Below are 20,479 nucleotides of genomic sequence, written 5' to 3' on the forward strand. Positions count from 1 at the left end.
CAGCGCCCTGCGCCGAATGTCAGTGAATGCGTTTAGCGGCGTTCGAAAAGAAACGTCGCCGTGTTCGCCTCATAAGCGCGGGGCCGGGTGGGGGTCAGGCGTGTTCGGAGTCCAGTTCGACGGGGCCGGCGATGACGTCGACCATCGCGCCGTTGCGGAGCACGGTGACGGGCAGCGGACGTCCGATCGCCTCGGCGAACATGAGTCGTTGCAGTGACTGGGCGGTGGAGACCGGTGTGCCGCCGGCGGTGAGGACCAGGTCGCCGCGGCGCAGCCCGGCCCGGTCGGCGGGGCTGTGCGGGACGACCTCGACGACGCGCAGCGCCTCGTCCTGCCCGATGCGCGGCCGCAGCGCCGCCGGGACGGGAACGGGCGCGGCGACCAGCCCGAGGAACGCGCGGCGGACCCGGCCGTCGCGGATCAGCGCGCCGATGATGCGGCGGGTCGTCGCGTTGATCGGCACCGCCAGGCCGAGGCCGATCCCGGCGACGGCGGTGTTGACGCCGACGACCCGGCCCCGGGAGTCGGCGAGCGCGCCGCCGGAGTTGCCGGGGTTGAGGGCCGCGTCGGTCTGGATGACGTCCTCGATGACCCGCGCGACGGTGCCGGTGCGGGTCGGCTGCGACGTCGGCAGCGACCGGCCCAGCGCCGACACCACCCCGGCGGTGACCGACCCCGACAGGCCCAGCGGGTTCCCGACGGCGACGACGAGTTGCCCGACCACGAGCGCGTCGCTGTCACCGAGGGTGACCGGGGCGGGGACGGGCCCGTCGGCGCGGACCACGGCCAGGTCCGACAGGGGGTCGGTGCCGACGACGGTGAACGGGGCGGTCGCGCCGTCGGCGAAGGCGACCTGCCCGCCGGACGCGGCGCCGACGACATGGGCGTTGGTGAGCAGGAAACCGTCGCCGGTGAACACCACCGCGGACCCGGCGCCCTCACCGCGCCGGTGCCGCACCCGCAGCGCCGCCACCCGCGGCGTCAACTCTCGGGCGACCGCGGACACCACCCGGGAGTAGGCGTCCAGCGGCGCGCCGTCAGAGGAGTCGGGGGAGTCGGGGACAGGATCGGGGCCAGGGGCGGAGACCATCACACCTCCCGATGATTACACCGTTACACGGTAACGCCCGTGGGGGCGGGGGTGTTCCCGCCGTCGAACTCCTCCCGCAGGACGCTGTACCGCCCCGACCGTCGGGATCCGCCGGTACGACACCACCCCGGGCCGGTCGGCGCCGTCGACCATCAGCATGGCGGTGTCGTCCCCGATCCACCCGTCGGTCTCCCACCGGCGCCGGAACCGCCGCGGGTCACGCCACCCCTCCCGCAGAAACGGCCCGCACAGCAGCGGATCGGTCCGCAGCCGCTCCACGTTCGGCGCCCGCCCCTGTAGGCCGTAGGGTGCGGGCATGGAAGCCGCATCCCGCGGCCCGCGGGGGACGATCGACGGGCCGGTCGTGGTCGAACGGGCGGCCGGTGTCGGCGGCGAACTGGTGCTGCGCCGCGCCGGCGACCACTACGAGATCATCAGCAACGGCGTGTTCCTCATGGACACCCGCAACGGCGAGTCCGAACGGCTCCTGGTCCACGCCGCCCTCGACACGGGCCTCGACGCCGGTCTTGATACCCGCCCCGACGTGCGGCCCGTGGAGGGGGCGCGGGTGCTGATCGGCGGGCTCGGCGTCGGGTTCTCCCTCGCCGCGGCCCTCGCCCACCCGCACGTCGCCCGCGTCACCGTCGTCGAACGCGAACCCGCGGTGATCGCCTGGCATCGCACGGCCCTGCGGCCCTGGTCGCGGGACGCGCTCGACGACCCCCGCGTCACCGTCGAGAACGCCGACCTCCTCGACGTCCTGACCCGCCCCGACACCGCCCGTTACGACGCGCTGTGCCTGGACATCGACAACGGGCCCGACTGGACCGTCACCCCCGGCAACGCCCGCCTCTACGGCACCGCCGGACTCGACCTGCTCACCGGCCGCCTCACCCCCGGCGGGACCCTCGCGGTGTGGAGCGCGAACGCCGCACCGGCGTTCGAGGCGCTGCTGCGCCGCCGGTTCGCGCATGTCGACATCCGGGCGGTGCCCGTCCCGCGCGGCGAACCCGACGTCATCTACCTCGCACGGCACCCCGCACCGGACGCGCCGGACGCCGGGTAGACACCGCCGAATGTCCGATCCGGCGCGACCGTCCCCTTGCTTCCCGGTACCCACCTGATCGGCCCCGGTCCACCCGTTCGCTAGGTTTCGGCCTGACACACCACGTTTCGGGAGGATCTGTGGCCACTGCCCACGCAGCCCGACGGCGTCCCGCCGTCCTGGGCGACCTGCTGCCCGGTGCCCTCGCCCGCGACGCCGCGCTCGTCGCCGCCGCGGCCACCCTCACCGGCATCGCCGCGCAGATCACGGTCCCCATGCCCGGCACCCCCGTGCCGGTCACCGGCCAGACCTTCGCGGTGCTGCTCACCGGCGCCGCCCTCGGCTTCGGCCGCGCCGCCCTCGCCATGCTGCTGTACCTGCTCGCCGGCGTCGCGGGCATGCCCTGGTTCACCGAAGGCGGCTCCGGCGCCGGCGTCCCCACCCTCGGCTACGTCATCGGGTTCGTGATCGCCGCCGCCGCCGTCGGACGCCTCGCGCAGCGCGGCGGCGACCGCACCCCCGTCCGGACGGCCGCGACCATGCTCACCGGAACCGTCATCATCTACGCGGTCGGCGTTCCGTACCTGATGGCGTCCCTGGACGTGGACCTCGCCCGAGCCCTCGACCTCGGCCTCACCCCGTTCCTGGTCGGCGACGCGCTGAAGGTGCTGCTGGCCGCGGGACTGCTTCCCGCCGCGTGGAAACTCACCGGCGCCGCCCGCGACCGCTGACCCGGGTCGGGACGAGCACCGGTGGGCCCGTCCGTCCGCGCATAAGCCACGGACGGACGGGCATCCCACCCACGACCGGTACGGCCCCCCGCACGGCCCCGCCCGCGGCGCCGCCGGTGCGCCACCGGCTGTGGCGCACACCTCACGGCCCGCGCCGCCCACCGCCATTTGAACAGGTTCAAATCTGTCGTACAGTGGGTCGCGTGAAGCTCGCCGCGACCGCACAGGACCACCTCACCGTCCACACCGTCCCGGTCCCCGACCCAGGCGACCTCATCGCCCGGCTCCCCCACCCCACCGCACTCGCCTGGATCCGCCACGGCGACGGCATCGTCGGCTGGGGCGAAGCCGCCCGCATCACCCTCCCCGCCACCCCCGCCCCCTTCCCCGCCGACCGCTTCACCGCCGCCGCACGCGCCCTCCGCCACCTGTTCGACACCGCCGACGTCCACGACCCCCTCGCCCTCCCCGGCACCGGACCCGTCGCCTTCGGCTCCTTCGGCTTCGACCCCACCACCACCGACTCCGTCCTCATCGTCCCCCGCCGCGTCCTCGGCCGCCGCGACGGCACCGCCTGGCTCACCACCATCGGCGACACCGCCGAACCCCCCACCCCCGCCACCCCACTGCGCACCCCCACCCGCCTCCACTGGACCGACGGCGCGCTCCCCGAACACGCCTGGAAACACGCCGTCGCCACCGCCGTCGACCGCATCCGACACGGCCACCTCGGCAAAGTCGTCCTCGCCCGCGACCTCACCGCCCACGCCGACACCCCCATCGACACCCGCGTCCTCCTCCACCGCCTCGCCCGCCGCTACCCCGCCTGCTACACCTTCTCCTGCGACGGCCTCGTCGGCGCCACCCCCGAACTCCTCATCCGCCGCACCGGCGACCACATCGAATCCCTCGTCCTCGCCGGCACCACCGCCCGCGGCGCCGACACCACCGACGACCACACCCGCGCCGCGCGCCTGTTCACCTCCGCCAAAGACCGCGAAGAACACCGCTACGCTGCCGACATGGTCCGCGACGCCCTCACCCCCCTCTGCCACGACCTCACCATCCCCGACGAACCCACCCTCCTCACCCTCCCCAACCTCACCCACCTCGCCTCCCCCGTCCACGGCCGCCTCACCGACCACCACACCGTCCTCGACGTCGTCGCCGCCCTCCACCCCACCCCCGCCGTCTGCGGCACCCCCACCACCACCGCCCTCGACCTCATCCGCGAACTCGAAGGCATGAACCGCGGCCGCTACGCCGGACCCACCGGCTGGATCGACGCCCGCGGCGACGGCGAATGGGGCATCGCCCTACGCTGCGCCGACATCCACGGCACCCGCGCCCGCCTCTTCGCCGGCTGCGGCATCGTCGCCGACTCCGACCCCGCCGCCGAACTCGCCGAGGCCAACACCAAATTCCGCGTCATGCAGGACGCCCTGCACAGCTGACCACGCCCACCAGGTAACGTTTCCTCGGCCCCACACCAGCACCACCGAAGGAACCAGACCACCGTGGACGTCGAACGCACCGCCCTGCCCGGCATCGGTTTCCAGCACATCATGACCACCGGACGAGGCCGCCGACTCGGCGTCATCTCCCACCGCACCGGCCGCCGCGACCTCGCCATCTACGACAAGGTCGACCCCGACACCTGCCTCGCCACCGTCGCCCTCACCGCCGACGAGGCCGACACCATCGCCGAACTCCTCGGCACCGGCCGCATCATCGAACACCTCGCCGAACTCCACCGCCAAGTCGAAGGCCTCGTCACCGAACAGATCCCCATCACCCCCGGCTCCCCCTACGACGGACGCCCCCTCGGCGACACCCGCTCCCGCACCCGCACCGGCGCCTCCATCGTCGCCGTCGTCCGCGACGGCACCGTCCACGCCAGCCCACGCCCCGACTTCATCTTCACCGCCGGCGACATCATCGTCGTCGTCGGCACCGGCGAAGGCACCGCCGCCGTCGCGCACATCCTCACCCACGGCTGACCCGCATGGGCTCCGCCGTCCAGCTCATCGAACTCGGCGCCATCATCCTCGCCCTCGGCCTCCTCGGCGCCGTGTCCGTCCGCTTCTCCATCTCCCCCATCCCCCTCTACCTCATCGCCGGACTCGCCTTCGGCTCCGGCGGCATCCTCCCCCTCGGCGCCAGCGAAGACTTCGTCTCCGTCGGCGCCGAAGTCGGCGTCATCCTGCTCCTGTTCACCCTCGGCCTCGAATACACCGCCGACGAACTCGTCGGCACCCTCCGCACCTCCGCACCCGTCGGCCTCGCCGACCTCGCCCTCAACGCCGCCCCCGGCGCCATCGTCGCGCTCCTGCTCGGCTGGGGACCCGTCGCCGCCTTCGCCATGGCCGGCGTCACCTACGTCACCTCCTCCGGCATCACCGCAAAAGTCATCGGCGACCTCGGCTGGCTCGGCAACCGCGAAACCCCCGCCGTCCTGTCCGTCCTGGTCTTCGAAGACCTCGCCATGGCCGCCTACCTCCCCATCCTCACCGCCCTCCTCGCCGGAGCCGGACTCATCGGCGGCGCCACCGCCCTCGCCGTCGCCGCCGCCACCATCGTCGCCATCCTCTTCGTCGCCCTCCGCCACGGCACCCTCGTCGAACGCTTCGTCACCTCACCCAGCGAAGAAGTCCTCCTCCTCAAAGTCCTCGGCCTCACCCTCCTCGTCGCCGGCATCGCCCAACAACTCCAGGTCTCCGCCGCCGTCGGCGCCTTCCTCGTCGGCATCGCCCTGTCCGGCCCCCTCGCCCACACCGCACAGAAACTCCTCACCCCCCTCCGCGACCTGTTCGCCGCCGTCTTCTTCGTCTTCTTCGGCCTCCACACCAACCCCTCCGACCTACCCCCCGTCCTCGGCATCGCCGCGATCCTCGCCGTCACCGGTATCCTCACCAAGACCGCCACCGGCTGGCTCGCCGCCCGACGCGCCAAGATCGGCCCCACCGGACGCCTCCGCGCCGGAGCCGCCCTCGTCCCCCGCGGCGAATTCAACATCGTCATCGCCGGACTCGCCGTCAACGCCGGCACCAACACCCGCCTCGGCCCCCTCGCCGCGGCCTACGTCCTCATCCTCGCCGTCGCCGGACCCCTCATCGCCCGCGGCGCCGAACCCCTCGCCACCCGCCTCCGCAAACGCCGCGCACTTCACCCCACCCCACAGACGGACGAGGACGTCCCACTCCCCACCGCACCCACCGCCAAGCCCACCTGACCCCTTTCACTCAAACCCACCCCGCTCAACCCACCCCGCTCAACCCGAGGAAGCCTGGCAGCCCGGACACCAGAACAGGTTCCGTCCCGCCAACTCCACCGTCGCCACCACCGTGCCGCACACCAGGCACGGCAACCCCGCACGCCGGTACACGTACACCTCACCACCGTGCCCGTCCACCCGCGGCGGCCGCCCCATCGCCTCCGGCGTGTGCTCCGCGCGCACCGTGTCGATCCGCCCGACCCGCACACCCTCCGCCATCAAACCCACCAGGTCGTCCCACACCCTCGACCACCGCTCCCGCGTCAACCGCCGCCCCGGCGACCGCGGATCGATCCCCTGCCGGAACAGCACCTCCGCCCGGTAGATGTTCCCCGGCCCCGCCACCACCGACTGATCCATCAACAACACCGCGATCGGTGTCCGCGAACGCCCGATCCGCCGCCACGCCACCTCCGGATCCGCGTCCGCCCGCAACGGATCGGGCCCCAACCGATCACGCAGCACCTTCACCTCACCCGGATCCAACACCTCACACGTGTTCGGCCCCCGCAGATCCGCCCACCCCGCACCACCCACCAACCGCAACCGCACCGCCCCCACCGGAACGGGAACCTCACCCACCCCAAACGCATACCTGCCATAAAGCCCCAAATGAACATGCAACACCCGGTCAACACCGAACCCGAGCAACAAATGCTTGCCATACGCGTCCGCGCCCACCAACACCCGACCGTCCAACAACCCCGCACCACCGGCGAAACGCCCCTGCGGACTCGACGCGGCGACACGACGACCGCCGAACATCCGCTGATGCTCGGCGGCCAAACGATGAATCGTGTGTCCCTCAGGCATGGCCCCGGAGCATAACCCCACCCCGCGCCCCCACCCCACCAGACCTACCGCAACGGCTCCCCCACCTCACGCATGTACCGCAGAGCCAACCGATACGACCCCACCAACCCCGCCTCCGCGTACGGCACCCCCACCTCCGCGCAATGCGCCCGCACCAACGGCCGCACCCGCCGCAAATTGCAACGCGGCATCCCCGGAAACAGATGATGCTCGATCTGATAGTTCAACCCACCCATCAACCAATCCGTCACCACCCCACCACGCACATTCCGCGACGTCAGAACCTGCCGCCGCAAATGATCCCACCGCGCCCCCGGCTCCGGCATCGCCATCCCCTTGTGATTCGGCGCGAACACCGCCCCCAGATGCACACCGAACACCGCGTGCTGCACCGCCACCAACGCCAACGCCTGCCCCACCGGCAACAACGTCAACGCCAACGCGAAATACCCGACCGCGTGAACCAACAACAACCCGCCCTCCACGAACCGGTCCCGACGCGGCCTACCACGCAGGAACAGCAGGCTGCCCACCTTCAGATTCACCCCCTCCAACGCCAACAGCGGAAAGAACAACACCGCCTGATGCCGCGCCACCCACCGCAACACACCCCGCTGCCGCCCCGCCTGCTCCTGCGTCCACGCCAGCACACCCTCACCCACATCAGGGTCCTTGCCGACATGATTCGGATTGGCATGGTGCCGGTTGTGCTTGTCACTCCACCAGCCGTGCCCCATGCCCAACAACAGATTCCCCAGCACCAAACCCAACCACCGGTTCGCCCGAGCGCTCCGAGCGATCTGCCGATGCCCCGCGTCATGACCAAGGAACGCCGTCCGGACCGCAATCACCGCCAACGGAACACCGAGCAGGACCGTCCACCAACCGTCCCCCGCCCACGCGACCGCCGCCCACACCGCCGCCGTGGCCACCAGATTGACCCCGATCGCCCACGCGTAATACCCGCGACGACGCTCCAACAGACCACTGGCGCGCACACGCCGCGCCAACGGCGCGAAATCACTTCCACCCGACCGGGCGGCACCCTCAGCCCCCGAAGCGGACGGGACGGGCGGAGCGGGCAGGGTCACGGCCATGAAGCCTCCATCGACGTAAGCGGGGGAACCGGACAACTCCCCGAGAGACTACGGAGCGTGAACCCGCGTCAGTAACCCGCCACGGAGCCATCCACCACCTGGCTCCCAGGTCCCGCCACCGCCCCACCCACATCAGCCCCCGGAACCACGACACGCGAGAACACCACCCGGACCCTGCGCCACAGTCGGGACATGACGGCCATATAAAGTCAAACGCCATGGACGACGGCACTCGCTGGATCGCGCTGGACGGCGCGGCGAACGCCCGCGACCTCGGCGGACTCCCCACACTCGACGGCCGCACCACACGCCGCGGCCGGATTCTGCGCGCGGACAACCTGCAGGACCTCACGGTCACCGACGTGCGGCTTCTCATCGACGACTACGACGTCAAGAACATCATCGACCTGCGCAGCAACGCCGAGATCCACCTCGAAGGCCCCGGACCCCTGACACGCATACCGTCCGTCACCGTCCACCAACTCTCGCTGTTCCCCGAAAGCGGCCGCCACACCGACGCCACCGCCGACACCGTCGACGTGGACAAGGCGATGCCCTGGCAGGACCGTTCCAACGCCGGTTCCGAGCAGGACCGCTCACTCGGCATCTACCTCGGCTACCTCAACGACCGCGGCGACTCCATCGTCGCCGCCCTCCGCGTCATGACCCGCACCGACGGCGCCTCACTCGTCCACTGCGCCGCGGGCAAGGATCGCACCGGCGTCGTCTGCGCCCTCGCCCTGGACGTTGCCGGCGTCACGCGCGAGGCGATCGTCGCCGACTATGCCCAGACCGGCGAACGACTCGACGCGGTGCTGCGCCGGCTGCGCGCCAGCGACACCTACGCCGCCGACCTGAACTCCCGCCCGGCCGACACCCACCTCCCCCACGCGGCCGTCATGGACAAGTTCCTCACCCGCGTCGACGAGGAATTCGGCGGCACGATCAACTGGCTCACCCTCCACGGCTGGACCACCGACGACACCGACGCGCTCCACACCCGGCTTCTCGGTTAAGGCTCAGGTGTTGGTTTTTTGATCTTGAAAGTAGGGTTGTAGAGACACCACCCTGGGCCTTTACGTTGTAAATTAAGTGTTGAAACAACCGGGGGGAAGGGCGTCGCGAGGGGCGCCGGTCAGGTGAGTGTGGCGCGGACGGCGGCGTGAGCGGCCTTGCGCATCTCCCCGTGCAGAGCCGCGTTCGCGTGGCGGTCGGTGCGGGCCTCCACGATCCGCAGCCCCTCCCCCACCATCGCCTTCGGCAGGGCCGCCGGCGCGTCCAGCAGCCGGTACGGAACGCCGTGCGCGGCCGCCACCGCCTCCAGATCCACCTGGTGCGGCGTCCCGAAGACCCGCTCGAACGGCCCCGCCAGCGTCGCCTGCGGCAACAGCGAGAAGATCCCCCCGCCCTGGTTGTTCACCACGACGATCGCCAGATCCGGCCGCCGGTCCCGCGGACCGATGATCAACCCGTTCTGGTCGTGCAGGAACGCCAGATCGCCCAGCAGCGCGAACGAACGTCCACTGTGCGCCAGCGCCGCGCCGATCGCCGTCGACACCAGGCCGTCGATCCCGCTCGCACCACGGTTCGCCATGATCCGGATGCCGCGGCGCGGTCGCATCACCTGGTCCAGATCACGGATCGGCATGCTCGCGGCCGTGAACAGCAACGACCCGCCCGGCAACGCCGCCACCAGGTCACGGGCCAGCCGCGGCTCGCTCACCCCCGGCACCGCGTCCAGCACCTCGTCCACCGCCGCCGCGGCCGCCAGGTCCGCGGCCCGCCACGACTTCAACCACGCGTCGTCGCCCGACACCACCGGGATCTCCACCTCCGGCGCGACCTGCGTCGCCGACCGGACCGGGTCCGGCCAGTGCGCCAGGTCAGGCGCCAGCACGATGTGCTCCTCCGCGCGGCGCAGCAACGACAACAGCGGACGCGACAACCCCGGCTTGCCCAGCGTCACCACCACCTCCGGACGGTGCCGCTCCACGAACTCCGGAACCCCCAGCAGGAAATGATGCGACGACAACGCGTGATCGCCGTACCGGGCGTTGCCGTTCGGCTCCGCCAACACGGGCCAGCCCGCCATCGACGCCGCCGCCACGTACCGCTTGACGTTGGACGCCCCGTCCCCCACCACCAGCACACCCCGCCGCGTCGGCGGAACATGCAGCACCGACCCCGGAGTCGCCGCCCGCACCTTCGTCCACGCCCCGGTGACGTCACCGTCCAGCGGCTCGCACCACGACTCGTCACCGTCCGGGATCAACGGCTCACGGAACGCCGCGTTCAGATGCACCGGACCCGGCACCGGCGCCTGCGCCAGACCCCACGCCCGGCTCACCAACGACCGCCAGTACGCCACCATCCCCGGACGGTTCTCCGGCACACCGACCTCGGTGGACCACCGCGCCGCCGTCCCGTACAGCTTCACCTGGTCAATCGTCTGGTTCGCGCCCGTGTCCCGCAGCTCCGGCGGACGATCCGCCGTGATCACGATCAGCGGCACACCCGACTCGTGCGCCTCGATCACCGCCGGATGAAAGTTCGCCGCCGCCGTCCCCGAGGTGCACACCAGCGCCACCGGACGACCCGACCGCTTCGCCATCCCCAGCCCGAGGAACGACGCCGACCGCTCGTCGATCCGCACATGCAGCCGCAGCCGCCCCGCCTCCTCGGCCGCGTGCAACGCCAGCGCCAACGCCGCCGACCGCGACCCCGGCGCCAGCACAGCGTCCGTCATGCCGCAGCGAAGCAGCTCGTCCACCAGGACGGTCGCCAGCGCCGTCGCCGGGTTCACGGACCGGCCTCGATCACCGGGGGTCCCCCCAGACGCTCCTGCGCGGCCAGCAGCCGGTCACGCCAACCGGAGTCGCCGGGCACCTCCCAACGGCGCAGCGCCTCCACGTCCACCACGGGCCGCCGCACCGGAATCTCCCCCGACACCGGCACCAACGAATCATGGACGACATCGCCGTCCAGCAACGACAGCGTGCCCAGCCCGCACGCGTACCGCAGCTCCGGCAGCGCCGCCGCCAGCGCCACCCCCGCCGCCAACCCCACCGACGTCTCCACCGCGCTGGACACCACCACCGGAAGGCCGCACGCCTCCGCCACCCGCAGCGCCGCCGCGACCCCACCGAGCGGCTGCACCTTCAACACCGCCACATCGGCGGCCTCGACGGCCCGCACCCGCAACGGATCCTCGGCGCGGCGAATCGACTCGTCCGCCGCGATCGGCACGTCCACGCGCCGCCGCACCAGCGCCAGCTCCTCCAGCGTCGCGCACGGCTGCTCGGCGTACTCCAGCTCCCACCGATCCAACGACCGGATCATCCGGGCCGCGTGATCGACGTCCCACGCCCCGTTCGCGTCGACGCGGACCCGCCCGTCCGGGCCGATCGCGTCCCGGACGGCCTCCACCCGCGCCAGGTCGTCGGCGTCGCTCTGCCCCCGCTCGGCCACCTTCACCTTCGCGGTGCGGCAGCCGGACTCCTTCGTCATCGCGAACGCCCGATCCGGGTCGACCGCCGGGATCGTCACGTTCACCGGCACCCGGTCCCGGACCGGCGCCGGCCACCCGTCCCAGGCGGCCTCCCGCGCCGCCGCCAGCCACCGCGCGCACTCGGCCGGACCGTACTCGGCGAACGGCGAGAACTCCCCCCACCCGGCAGGCCCCTCGATCAGCACGCCCTCCCGCCGCGTCACACCGCGGAACCGCGTCCGCATCGGGATGGAGTACACCCGCACCCGTCAGACCCCCTGACCTGCCCGCCTAATCACCGTTTACCGGATCACACCGTCCGTTCGACCATTAGTAGTACCACGGGAAACGCGACCAATCGGGGTCGCGCTTCTCCAGGAACGAGTCCCGCCCCTCGGCGGCCTCCTCCGTGCCGTAGGCCAGCCGCGTCGCCTCACCCGCGAACACCTGCTGCCCGACAAGACCGTCATCGACCAGGTTGAACGCGAACTTCAGCATCCGCTGCGCCGTCGGGCTCTTCGCGTTGATCTTCCGCGCCCACTCCAGCGCCGTCGCCTCCAACTCCGCGTGCGGCACGACCGCGTTGACCATGCCCATCCGGTGCGCCGCCTCCGCGTCGTAGGTCTCACCGAGGAAGAAGATCTCACGGGCGAACTTCTGCCCGACCTGCCGCGCCAGATACGCCGAACCGAACCCGCCGTCGAAACTCGCCACGTCCGCGTCGGTCTGCTTGAACCGCGCGTGCTCACGGCTGGCGAGCGTCAGATCGCACACCACGTGCAGGCTGTGCCCACCGCCCGCCGCCCATCCCGGCACCACGCACACCACCGGCTTGCCCATGAACCTGATCAGCCGCTGCACCTCCAGGATGTGCAGCCGCCCCGCCCGCGCCGGGTCGATGGTGTCGGACGTCTCACCGTCGGCGTACCGGTAGCCGTCCCGGCCCCGGATCCGCTGGTCGCCGCCGGAACAGAACGCCCACCCGCCGTCCCGCGGGGACGGCCCGTTCCCCGTCAACAGCACACACCCGACATCGCTGGACATCCGCGCGTGGTCCAGAGCCCGGTACAACTCGTCCACGGTGTGCGGACGGAACGCGTTCCGCACCTCCGGCCGGTCGAACGCCACCCGGACCGTCCCGTGATCCACGGCCCGGTGGTAGGTGATGTCGGTGAAACCGAACCCCTCGACCTCTTTCCACGCGTCCGCGTCGAACAGCTCCGAGACCATCTCGTCCACGTCTCCCTCTCCGTCGGGGGCCCGCGCCCGGCCGGGGCCGCGGCGCTCCACCCCATTCAATCGCCCCCACGTTTGAACGCGTTCAGCGGGGTCGCCTACCCTGGGGGGATCATGGACCGCCCGCTGCACGCCGCCCTGCTGCCGCCCGGCCCCCACCTGTTCCGCGCGCTGGCGGAGGCCCTCGATGGCGGCCCGGCGCTCTGCCCCCTCTCCCCCGACCTGCCCGAGCCCGCGCTCCGCGACCTCCTGGACGCCCTCGCCCCCGACGCGATCCGCACACCGGACGGCCTCGCCCCGTACCGCCCCCGCGGCGGGCACGCCCCCGTCCACCCCGACACCGCCGTGCTGATCGCCACGTCCGGCTCCACCGGCGCCCCCAAGTTCGTCGAACTGTCCGCCGCCGCGCTGCGCCACTCCGCCACCGGCACCCTCACCCGCATCGGCGCCGCGCCCGGCGACCGGTGGCTGTGCTGCGTGCCGACCAGCCACATCTCCGGCGTCCAGGTCCTCGTCCGCGCCCTCGTCGCCGGCACCGACCCGATCATCCTGCCCCGGTTCGACCCGGCCGCCGTCACGACCGCCGCCGAGGCCACCGCCACGGCCGCCGCCATGGGAGGCCCGCACGTGTCGCTCGTCCCGACGCAGCTGCGCCGCCTCCTGGACGCGGGGGCCGACCTGTCGCGGCTCGGCGCGATCCTCCTCGGCGGCGCGGCCGCCGCACCCGCCCTGCTCGCCGAGGCCCGCGACCGCGGCGGCCGCGTCTTCACCACCTACGGCATGAGCGAGACGTGCGGCGGCTGCGTCTACGACGGGACGCCGCTGCCCGGCACGCGCGTCGCGCTCGGCGACGACGGCCGGATCCGTCTCGCCGGCCCGTCCCTGTTCACCGGATACCGGCTGCGCCCGGAGGAGACCGCCGAGGCCAGGGACGGCGACTGGTTCCTCACCCGGGACCTCGGCGTCCTGGAGGACGGACGGCTCCGCGTCCGCGGCCGGCTCGACGACGTGATCAACACCGGCGGGGAGAAGGTCGTCGCGGCCGAGGTCGCCGCCGCCCTGTCCCACCATCCGAAGGTCCGCGACGTCGTCGTGATCGGACGCCCCGACCCCGAATGGGGTGAACGGGTCACCGCCGTCGTCGTCCCCGGCGCGTCCGGCGTCCCGAAGCTGCCGGAACTGCGCGCCCTCGTCCGCGAGACGATGCCCGCGTACGCGGCGCCGCACGAACTCGAACTGGTGGACGCCATCCCCCTGCTCGCCTCCGGGAAGCCGGACCGTGAGCGGTTGCGTTCTTCCTTTTGTTGATCCTGAGGGATTTTCGCCACGCCCACGGCCTTTACGTAGTAAGGTTCTGGGTGGACGGGCCCGGTGTGAAACCGCCCACTCCGGGCACCACGACCTCCTGGATCGCTCCTCCACGGTCCGCGGCGGAACGCCGATCAGGGAACGGCGGGAACAAGGACCCCGCCGTGCGACGTTCCGTTAAGTGCGTGCGCCAAGAGCGAACACAATCCGCGCCGCACTTCCACCACCGAAGGGAGGGGGGTGTCCCCATGCCGCGAAGCGCCGTAGAGACCCCGCTCACGGAGTCGGCGAGCCCCGCACTCGACGACCTCCTGAAGCGTGGCCGCGCCCAAGGGCGCCTCTCGCTCGACGAGGTGAGGGGGGCCTTCGAGTCCGCCGGGATCAGCCCGGCACAGGGCCGTTCCATCCTGCGCGAGCTGTCCGAGGCCGGCATCAACCTGGCCGGTGAGTCCGACGTCGTCCGCAAGATGGCCGCGGCCGCCGACCACGACGGCGGCGACACCGCCCAGGCCACGCCCGGCACCGCCGAGCGGACCCCCCGCAGGACCACCCGCAGGACCACCGGTAAGACCACCCGCAAGCCCACCGGCGCGCGCAGCACGGCCGCCGGGCGCGGCGTGAAGAACGCCCGCAAGACCACCGGCGAGAGCGCCCCCCGCCCGGACGCCGCGGACGCCGACGACGAGTTCGAGGTGACCGAGGTCGAGGCCGCGGGCGCCGACACCGACGGCGGCGCCGACCTGGACGACCAGTCGACCGCCATGGGCGACTCGGTGCACACCTACCTCAAGGCCATCGGGCGCCGCCAGCTGCTCACCGCCGAACAGGAGGTCGACCTCGCCAAGCGCATCGAGGCGGGCCTGTACGCCGAGCACAAGCTGGAGAACGAGGACCTCTCCCCCGCCCTGCGCGCCGACCTGGAATGGGTCGCCGCCGACGGGCGCCGCGCCAAGGCCCACATGCTGGAGGCCAACCTGCGGCTCGTGGTGTCGGTCGCCAAGAAGTACTCCGACCGCGGCCTGTCGCTGCTGGACGTCGTCCAGGAGGGCAACCTCGGCCTCATCCGCGCCGTGGAGAAGTTCGACTACTCCAAGGGCTACAAGTTCTCCACGTACGCGATGTGGTGGATCCGGCAGGCGATCCAGCGCGGCTTCGCCGACTCGGCCCGCACGATCCGGCTGCCCGTGCACGTCCTGGAGATGCTGAGCAAGCTCAGCCGCGTCGAGCGCGACATGCACCAGCGGCTCGGCCGCGAGCCCACGCCGGAGGAGCTGGCCGTCGAGCTCGACAAGAGCCCCGAGCAGGTAAGAGAGCTGCTGCGCACCAGCCGGCAGCCGATCAGCCTGGACTCCACCATCGGCGAGGACGGCGAGACCCGCATCGGCGACCTCATCGAGGACACCGACAGCCCGGAGGCGTCCGAGCTGGTGGACCGGCAGCTCATGGCCGACCAGCTGCGCCGCACCCTCGACATCCTGTCCCCGCGCGAAGCCAAGATCATGGCGATGCGATTCGGGCTGTACGACGGGACGCCCCGCACCCTGGACGAGATCGGCAAGGCGCTCGGGCTGACCCGGGAGCGGATCCGGCAGCTGGAGAAGGAGTCGCTGTCGAAGCTGCGGCACCCCAGCAACGCCCGTCCGCTGCTCGACTTCGCCGTCTGACCGCACCTATCCGCGCGTGAGGCCCTCGGGACCGGACACGGTCCCGAGGGCCCTACGTCGTTCCGAGGCCTTCTTCACGCCGTCAGCCGGACGGGCAGCCCCGGACGGCGAACGCGAGGAACTGGGTGACCTCCTCCTGGCTGAAGTTGTCGTCGGACGCCACCACCAGCGTGCACTCCCCCGACCTCAGGCGCGGCCCCCAGCCCATCCCCTCCAGGTTCTGCGTCGAGCTCCCGTAACGGCCGAGATCGGCGACGAACCGCTTGGTCACCGGCCGGTACGGCCGGCCCGGGGCGAGGGCGTCGCGGCCCAGCACGTCGGTCGCGCCGCGCGTGTCGAACTCGTACAGCCGCACCTTGTACCCGACACCCTGGAGCCAGGTCCGCTCCAGCGACAGGAACCGGTGCGCGTCGATCGCGAGGATCTCCGACACGCCGCTGTCGGCGATGCCGTCCCGGGGGTTCGGGGCCGCGGGAAGCCGCTCGACGGGATAGGCGTACTGCGCGCGGACGTGACCGGCCCGGTCCCACAGGGTGAGGCGGGTCACGGCGCCGCGCTCCACGGTCGGCGGGTCCCCGTCCTCGTACCGTGGGGCCTCCAGCATCGCGGCGATGCCCTTCGGTGTGAGCGTCAGACCCTCGAACCCGCCGTTGCGGCGCGGCCCGCGGCGCGTGTCGGTCAACCTCACGTTGGCCGGGAGCGGCAGGCTCCCCCGGTACCGGCCGTCCGTTCCCGCCCACTGGAGCAACTGGTCCGACAGCGGGATGTCGGGCTTCGACTCGGTCGGGCGGTCGCCCTCGCTGCCCCACAGGGGCCGGCGGGTGCCCGGGTCGTAGCGGATCGTCTCCGGGTCGGCCGAATCCGGCTTGGCGTAGCCGGGGTAGGGGGTGCCGTCCGGCCGGGTCAGCGTGGCGACACCGGTGATCGTCACGCCGGTGAAGGCGCCGGTGGCCGGGGCGATGTCCACGCGGCCGGTGTAGAAGCGGGCCGGGTCGTAGCGCCACCGGTCGTCGGAGATGAGGTACCAGGTTCCGGTGCGGGGATCGCGGTCGATTCCCGACAGGCCCCCGACCGTGGTGCCCTGGAACTTCATCAGGTGCGGCAGGGTCCGCTCCCCCAGGAACCGCGTGATCCGCAGACCCGCCTCGGCGTCCGCCCGCTCCGCGACGGCCGGCGCGGCCGAGCCCACCGACGTCGCCATGAGGACCACCGCGGCGGCCGCCCGCCACGCCGCCCGCCGCACACTCACCTTGACCATCATCACCCTCCGGATCGAAACCGACTCGCTGTGTAGCAGAGTCAGTATTCAGCATCACGATGGGTGATCGGGTCACTTTTCCATGTAATCGAGGTTGGGATGGCCACCGGACGACCACGCCGCCCGCTCGGGCGCGTTCCAACACCGCGCCTTCGTGGTCACCCGAACGTTGAACGGCGTTCACCTCCGGAGTCTCCCCAGGTCGGAGGCGCGCGCCGGGGTGCGGCGCCGGGACGGGGCGGGCACCCTTGACGATCGCGTGTCAAGCGTTGTCGACCCCCGGAATGCCCCTTTCGTCGCCTTTTATTTGAATGTCGAACGGATTCGCGGCGTCCCGGCGATCTCGTGGACGGATGCGGCCCCGGCCGGAATCCGCACCGGATCATGAGGCCATGATCGCGCCTAACCTCGGTACATGCCCGACCTTGCTTACTACGCCTCACTGCCGCGCGCCCGCGGCGCCGCGGCGGCCCTGCTCCTGGACGACCTCGGGCGGGTCCTACTGGTCAAACCCACCTACAGCGAGGGCTGGACCCTGCCCGGCGGGGTCATCGAGGCCGACGAGTCCCCCCTGGCGGCGTGCGTGCGCGAATGCGAGGAGGAGATCGGCCTCGTCCCCCGCCTGCACGGCCTGGCCTGCGTCGACTGGGGTCCGCCACGCGCGGACGGCGTCGACGCCGTCAACGTGTTCGTCTTCGGCGGCACCATCACCGGGGAGGAGATCGCCGCGATCCGGCTGCCGCCCGACGAACTGTCGGACCACATCCTCGTCGCTCCCGAGAAGATTCCCGAACTGGCGCCCCCGCACGTGGCGCGCCGGATGGACCCGAGCCTGCGCGCCATGGCCGCGGGCCGCGCCGTCTACCTGGAGGACGGCCGTGAACGGCCGTTCGGCAACGGCCTCTCCGCGGCCCACGCCTGAACGGCACCCGCCACGAGCACGGCCCCCACACAGCACGATCGACGCGACACAGACTGCACAGACTTACGCGAGCACAGACTAGACCAAGCACAGACTTGCCCGAGCACGGTTCTCACGTGAGCACGGTTTACGCGAGTACGGCGTCCCTGGCCTGGCGTCCGCGCTCCGGGTCGACGGCGCGGGCGCAGTGGGCACAGCAGTACCAGTGTCCGTCCACGTCCACGCCGTGGCCCATGATTCGGCACCCGCAGTGCTCACAGACGGGCGCCATCCGGGTCACCGCGCACTCGAACGAGTCGAACGTGTGCACCTCGCCCTGCGCGTGCACCTCGAACGTCATGTCGTACTCATTGCCGCAGACTTCGCACGTCGCCATCGGTCCTGTCTCCGTTCCCCCGCCGCCCCGTACAACACTGACTACCCGGGCGTGCCCGGGTCTACCTTCCGGCGCACGGCCGGCGGTACGCGCCGCGCGGCGGAGTCGTCTGGGGCGTATGACCGCTCACACGGCGGCGAAACACCGCCCCGCCGACTCCGCGTCCGGCCACCGGGTCCCGTGTCGGGGCCCGGCCAGTGCGGCGACCGGCCCGAGGAGCGCAGCACCGACTCCCACGCGTCCCCCGACGCCAGCGGCAGATGCGGGACCCCCCAGTGCCACGCCGACACCAGCAGGTCCGGATCCCGCGGCCGGTACCGTGCCCCCACGGCGCGGGCCATGTCCCAGGCGTGCAGATGCCACTCCACGCACGCCGCGCCCGCGTGGTCCCCGACCGTGTACTTGGTGCCCCGGTAGATCAGATGCGTGCGGTCCCACATGTCCGGCATCAGGTCCGCGTACGCCCCGGCCGACACCCCGAACGCCATGATCCGGTCCGGGCCCGGCTCCGGCGGCAGCACCGCCAACTCCGCCGCGTTCTGCCGCGCCTGCTGCCTGATCAGCACCGCCGTCGCCGCGTCCCGCGCGAACAGCTTCGCCAGGCGACTGTCGGGAGCGTCCTGCAGGTACTCCAGATAGTTCTCCGCGACGCAGCGCAGATGCCCGGCGAGGTCGATCAACCGCCAGTCGGCGCAGGGAGTCGGCGCCTCCCAGTCGCCGACCCGCTCCGCCAGTTCCCGGATCGCCCGCACCCCGTCCTGGTAGCACTCCAGTACACGGCACCGGTCCGGCGGCGTGCGCTCCACGTGACTTCCCCCCGCGTCCAGAGCACAAGTTGCTGCGCAGCGTGCCCTCCCCGCCGTGACCCCGCCCCGCGCCGTCCAGGCCTGCGACCTGCGGCGCGAGCGCCCCGGCGTTCCCCGAGAGGGCAGACTCTCAAAGTTCGGCGGCCCGTGCCACCCGTGACGCTGTGTCGTCACACGTCGGACCACACCTCGGACACCTCCGGGCGACATCCCCGGTCGCCCGCCGGACGGCACGCCCCCGGCATGCCGTACCGCGGCTCAGGCGATCGCGGTCGGCCGCGTGCGGTAGCTGAGCCGGTGCGCCTCCCGCGCGGTGCGCAGCCGGTCGACCTCGTCGGTCCACGGCCGCACGTTCGGCCGCGCCTTGGCCTTGCGGTAGGCGATCTCCGCGGCCCGGCGCGTCTTGGCGTCCTGCGTCTCGACCGAGTACACCTGCGGGCCCATCGCGACCCGCTCGGCCGCCTCGGCGGCGGCGAGCACGTCCGTCATCGCCCGGTCGAACGCGACCGTCAGCGCCCGCAATTCCGACTCGGGCGTGTCGGCGCCCTGCGCGTCCCGCAGCGCACGCTCCGCCGCCCCGGCGGCTGCCAGCCGGTCCTCGTACTCGGCGGCCAGCCGCTGGTCGGCCTCGTACGGCTCCGCGACGTCCTTGCTCACCCGGCGGCCCAGCGGCATCGGTCACTCCTCGGCCCTCGACAGTGTTCGGTCCAGGAAAGCGTACGCGGGCCGTCGGCGTGTCGTGACGGCGGACACCCCGCCACCGCCCTTTACGTAGTAAGGTCGGGTCATGGTTCGCCAACCGAGCATCAACGCCCAGCATCGCGCGCCCCTGTCCACCGAGCGGATCATCGAGGCGGCCCTGCGGATCGTCGACGGCCAGGGCCTCGCCCGGCTCACCATGCGCAGGCTCGGCGACGCCCTGGAGGTCGAGGCGATGGCGATCTACCATCACCTCCCCCGCGGCAAGGAACAGCTCCTCGACGGGCTCGTCGCGCACGTCGCCTCCGCGCCCGCCGACACCGCGGCCCAGGGCGCCTGGCGGGACGTGCTGCGCGCCTGGGCCACCGACTACCGGACGCGGCTGCTGACCCACGCGGGCGTCCTCCCCCTGGTCGTCACCCGCCGTAACCCGGCCGCGCTCACCACCACCGTCGCCTCGCTGCGGGAGGTGCTCCGCCGCGGCGGCGTCCCCGAGGACACCGCCGCCGTCGCCGCCCACACCCTGCTCGGCTACGTCATCGGCCACGCCGCGCTGGAGGCGCGCGGCACCGTCGAGGACGGCGCCGACCGGGCGACCGACTGGAACGCGCGCTTCGCCGCGGGTCTCGACCTCGTCATCGGCGGCGTGCGCTGAGTCTCGGCCCGGCCCCGG

Annotated in this window: 21 protein-coding genes; 10 read left to right on the forward strand and 11 right to left on the reverse strand. The window is 72.2% G+C overall.

The genetic code is table 11. The features are described from left to right. Positions 1-94: 94 nt before the first annotated feature. Together D0T12_RS26290 and D0T12_RS26295 are read right to left on the reverse strand one after the other, a co-directional pair. Positions 95-1,090: a S1C family serine protease gene (locus D0T12_RS26290; RefSeq protein ID WP_117402586.1), complete on the reverse strand. Its 996-nt coding sequence runs from the start codon at positions 1,088-1,090 to the stop codon at positions 95-97. 15 nt (positions 1,091-1,105) lie between these two features. Beyond that, positions 1,106-1,408 (reverse strand): hypothetical protein, encoded by a 303-nt coding sequence (locus D0T12_RS26295; protein WP_117402588.1) that lies wholly within the window; start codon positions 1,406-1,408, stop codon positions 1,106-1,108. Between D0T12_RS26295 and D0T12_RS26300 the strand changes: the two genes are divergently transcribed. The 5 genes from D0T12_RS26300 to D0T12_RS26320 all read left to right on the forward strand — a co-directional run bounded on the left by D0T12_RS26300 (position 1,407) and on the right by D0T12_RS26320 (position 6,098). Then, positions 1,407-2,156 (forward strand): spermine/spermidine synthase domain-containing protein, encoded by a 750-nt coding sequence (locus tag D0T12_RS26300; RefSeq protein WP_117402590.1) that lies wholly within the window; start codon positions 1,407-1,409, stop codon positions 2,154-2,156. The two genes, D0T12_RS26295 and D0T12_RS26300, sit on opposite strands and share 2 nt — an antisense overlap. 119 nt (positions 2,157-2,275) lie before the next feature. Then, positions 2,276-2,866 carry a biotin transporter BioY gene (locus D0T12_RS26305; RefSeq protein WP_117402592.1) on the forward strand — a complete coding sequence of 197 codons (591 nt, stop codon included), beginning with the start codon at positions 2,276-2,278 and terminating at the stop codon, positions 2,864-2,866. 203 nt (positions 2,867-3,069) lie between these two features. Beyond that, positions 3,070-4,320 carry an isochorismate synthase gene (locus tag D0T12_RS26310; RefSeq protein ID WP_117402594.1) on the forward strand — a complete coding sequence of 417 codons (1,251 nt, stop codon included), beginning with the start codon at positions 3,070-3,072 and terminating at the stop codon, positions 4,318-4,320. 63 nt (positions 4,321-4,383) lie between these two features. Next, a complete protein-coding gene (locus D0T12_RS26315) occupies positions 4,384-4,866 on the forward strand; it encodes a cation:proton antiporter regulatory subunit (RefSeq protein WP_117402596.1) in 483 nt (160 codons plus the stop codon). 5 nt (positions 4,867-4,871) lie between these two features. Further along, positions 4,872-6,098: a cation:proton antiporter gene (locus D0T12_RS26320; protein WP_117402598.1), complete on the forward strand. Its 1,227-nt coding sequence runs from the start codon at positions 4,872-4,874 to the stop codon at positions 6,096-6,098. 39 nt (positions 6,099-6,137) lie between these two features. Here D0T12_RS26320 and D0T12_RS26325 read toward each other — a convergent pair whose 3' ends face one another. Together D0T12_RS26325 and D0T12_RS26330 are read right to left on the reverse strand one after the other, a co-directional pair. Continuing rightward, on the reverse strand, positions 6,138-6,953 hold the full coding sequence (locus tag D0T12_RS26325) for an Fpg/Nei family DNA glycosylase (protein ID WP_117402985.1): 816 nt from the start codon (positions 6,951-6,953) through the stop codon (positions 6,138-6,140). Between the two features lie 44 nt (positions 6,954-6,997). Continuing rightward, positions 6,998-8,050: a fatty acid desaturase family protein gene (locus tag D0T12_RS26330; RefSeq protein WP_117402599.1), complete on the reverse strand. Its 1,053-nt coding sequence runs from the start codon at positions 8,048-8,050 to the stop codon at positions 6,998-7,000. 218 nt (positions 8,051-8,268) lie between these two features. On the opposite strand from D0T12_RS26330, the gene D0T12_RS26335 reads away from it, so the two are divergent. Next, complete coding sequence (locus D0T12_RS26335; protein ID WP_117402601.1) at positions 8,269-9,066, forward strand: tyrosine-protein phosphatase; 798 nt, start codon at positions 8,269-8,271, stop codon at positions 9,064-9,066. Between the two features lie 119 nt (positions 9,067-9,185). Here the strand turns inward: D0T12_RS26335 and menD are convergent, their stop codons facing one another. From menD to D0T12_RS26350, 3 genes are all read right to left on the reverse strand, one after another. Beyond that, complete coding sequence (menD, locus tag D0T12_RS26340) at positions 9,186-10,853, reverse strand: 2-succinyl-5-enolpyruvyl-6-hydroxy-3-cyclohexene-1-carboxylic-acid synthase (protein ID WP_117402603.1); 1,668 nt, start codon at positions 10,851-10,853, stop codon at positions 9,186-9,188. After that, on the reverse strand, positions 10,850-11,782 hold the full coding sequence (locus D0T12_RS26345; protein WP_233526297.1) for an o-succinylbenzoate synthase: 933 nt from the start codon (positions 11,780-11,782) through the stop codon (positions 10,850-10,852). The genes menD and D0T12_RS26345 overlap by 4 nt, the downstream gene beginning before the upstream one ends. An 85-nt stretch (positions 11,783-11,867) precedes the next feature. After that, complete coding sequence (locus D0T12_RS26350; protein WP_117402987.1) at positions 11,868-12,767, reverse strand: 1,4-dihydroxy-2-naphthoyl-CoA synthase; 900 nt, start codon at positions 12,765-12,767, stop codon at positions 11,868-11,870. Positions 12,768-12,887: 120 nt separating this feature from the next. Here D0T12_RS26350 and D0T12_RS26355 point away from each other — a divergent pair, with 120 nt between their 5' ends. Continuing rightward, positions 12,888-14,081, forward strand: coding sequence for an AMP-binding protein (locus D0T12_RS26355; RefSeq protein WP_117402607.1), 1,194 nt, complete (start codon positions 12,888-12,890; stop codon positions 14,079-14,081). 248 nt (positions 14,082-14,329) lie between these two features. Further along, positions 14,330-15,745, forward strand: a complete 1,416-nt coding sequence (locus tag D0T12_RS26360) for an RNA polymerase sigma factor (RefSeq protein ID WP_117402609.1) — start codon at positions 14,330-14,332, stop codon at positions 15,743-15,745. Positions 15,746-15,827: 82 nt separating this feature from the next. Here the strand turns inward: D0T12_RS26360 and D0T12_RS26365 are convergent, their stop codons facing one another. Further along, entirely contained in the window at positions 15,828-16,994 is a 1,167-nt protein-coding gene (locus D0T12_RS26365; RefSeq protein WP_233526298.1) for an esterase-like activity of phytase family protein, read from the reverse strand. A 424-nt stretch (positions 16,995-17,418) separates the two neighbouring features. On the opposite strand from D0T12_RS26365, the gene D0T12_RS26370 reads away from it, so the two are divergent. Beyond that, entirely contained in the window at positions 17,419-17,925 is a 507-nt protein-coding gene (locus tag D0T12_RS26370; RefSeq protein ID WP_117402611.1) for an NUDIX domain-containing protein, read from the forward strand. Between the two features lie 127 nt (positions 17,926-18,052). On the opposite strand, the gene D0T12_RS26375 is transcribed toward D0T12_RS26370, so the two are convergent. From D0T12_RS26375 to D0T12_RS37090, 3 genes are all read right to left on the reverse strand, one after another. Next, positions 18,053-18,301 carry a hypothetical protein gene (locus tag D0T12_RS26375; RefSeq protein ID WP_117402613.1) on the reverse strand — a complete coding sequence of 83 codons (249 nt, stop codon included), beginning with the start codon at positions 18,299-18,301 and terminating at the stop codon, positions 18,053-18,055. 41 nt (positions 18,302-18,342) lie between these two features. Beyond that, entirely contained in the window at positions 18,343-19,107 is a 765-nt protein-coding gene (locus D0T12_RS26380; protein ID WP_117402615.1) for a maleylpyruvate isomerase N-terminal domain-containing protein, read from the reverse strand. 258 nt (positions 19,108-19,365) lie between these two features. Continuing rightward, positions 19,366-19,782 (reverse strand): plectin, encoded by a 417-nt coding sequence (locus tag D0T12_RS37090; RefSeq protein ID WP_117402616.1) that lies wholly within the window; start codon positions 19,780-19,782, stop codon positions 19,366-19,368. Positions 19,783-19,894: 112 nt separating this feature from the next. Here D0T12_RS37090 and D0T12_RS26390 point away from each other — a divergent pair, with 112 nt between their 5' ends. Beyond that, entirely contained in the window at positions 19,895-20,461 is a 567-nt protein-coding gene (locus D0T12_RS26390; protein ID WP_117402618.1) for a TetR/AcrR family transcriptional regulator, read from the forward strand. Positions 20,462-20,479 lie beyond the last annotated feature (18 nt).

The organism is Actinomadura spongiicola, assembly GCF_003432485.1.
GTDB classification, from domain to species: domain Bacteria; phylum Actinomycetota; class Actinomycetes; order Streptosporangiales; family Streptosporangiaceae; genus Spirillospora; species Spirillospora spongiicola.

Coding starts and splice junctions, on each gene's coding strand:
- D0T12_RS26335 (WP_117402601.1), top strand. CDS start 8,269: ATGGACGACGGCACTCGCTGGATCGCGCTGGACGGCGCGGCGAACGCC.
- D0T12_RS26360 (WP_117402609.1), top strand. CDS start 14,330: ATGCCGCGAAGCGCCGTAGAGACCCCGCTCACGGAGTCGGCGAGCCCC.
- D0T12_RS26355 (WP_117402607.1), top strand. CDS start 12,888: ATGGACCGCCCGCTGCACGCCGCCCTGCTGCCGCCCGGCCCCCACCTG.
- D0T12_RS26295 (WP_117402588.1), bottom strand. CDS start 1,408: ATGCCCGCACCCTACGGCCTACAGGGGCGGGCGCCGAACGTGGAGCGG.
- D0T12_RS37090 (WP_117402616.1), bottom strand. CDS start 19,782: ATGCCGCTGGGCCGCCGGGTGAGCAAGGACGTCGCGGAGCCGTACGAG.
- D0T12_RS26330 (WP_117402599.1), bottom strand. CDS start 8,050: ATGGCCGTGACCCTGCCCGCTCCGCCCGTCCCGTCCGCTTCGGGGGCT.
- D0T12_RS26350 (WP_117402987.1), bottom strand. CDS start 12,767: ATGGTCTCGGAGCTGTTCGACGCGGACGCGTGGAAAGAGGTCGAGGGG.
- D0T12_RS26390 (WP_117402618.1), top strand. CDS start 19,895: ATGGTTCGCCAACCGAGCATCAACGCCCAGCATCGCGCGCCCCTGTCC.
- D0T12_RS26320 (WP_117402598.1), top strand. CDS start 4,872: ATGGGCTCCGCCGTCCAGCTCATCGAACTCGGCGCCATCATCCTCGCC.
- D0T12_RS26325 (WP_117402985.1), bottom strand. CDS start 6,953: ATGCCTGAGGGACACACGATTCATCGTTTGGCCGCCGAGCATCAGCGG.
- D0T12_RS26290 (WP_117402586.1), bottom strand. CDS start 1,090: ATGGTCTCCGCCCCTGGCCCCGATCCTGTCCCCGACTCCCCCGACTCC.
- D0T12_RS26345 (WP_233526297.1), bottom strand. CDS start 11,782: ATGCGGACGCGGTTCCGCGGTGTGACGCGGCGGGAGGGCGTGCTGATC.
- D0T12_RS26375 (WP_117402613.1), bottom strand. CDS start 18,301: ATGGCGACGTGCGAAGTCTGCGGCAATGAGTACGACATGACGTTCGAG.
- D0T12_RS26300 (WP_117402590.1), top strand. CDS start 1,407: ATGGAAGCCGCATCCCGCGGCCCGCGGGGGACGATCGACGGGCCGGTC.
- D0T12_RS26370 (WP_117402611.1), top strand. CDS start 17,419: ATGCCCGACCTTGCTTACTACGCCTCACTGCCGCGCGCCCGCGGCGCC.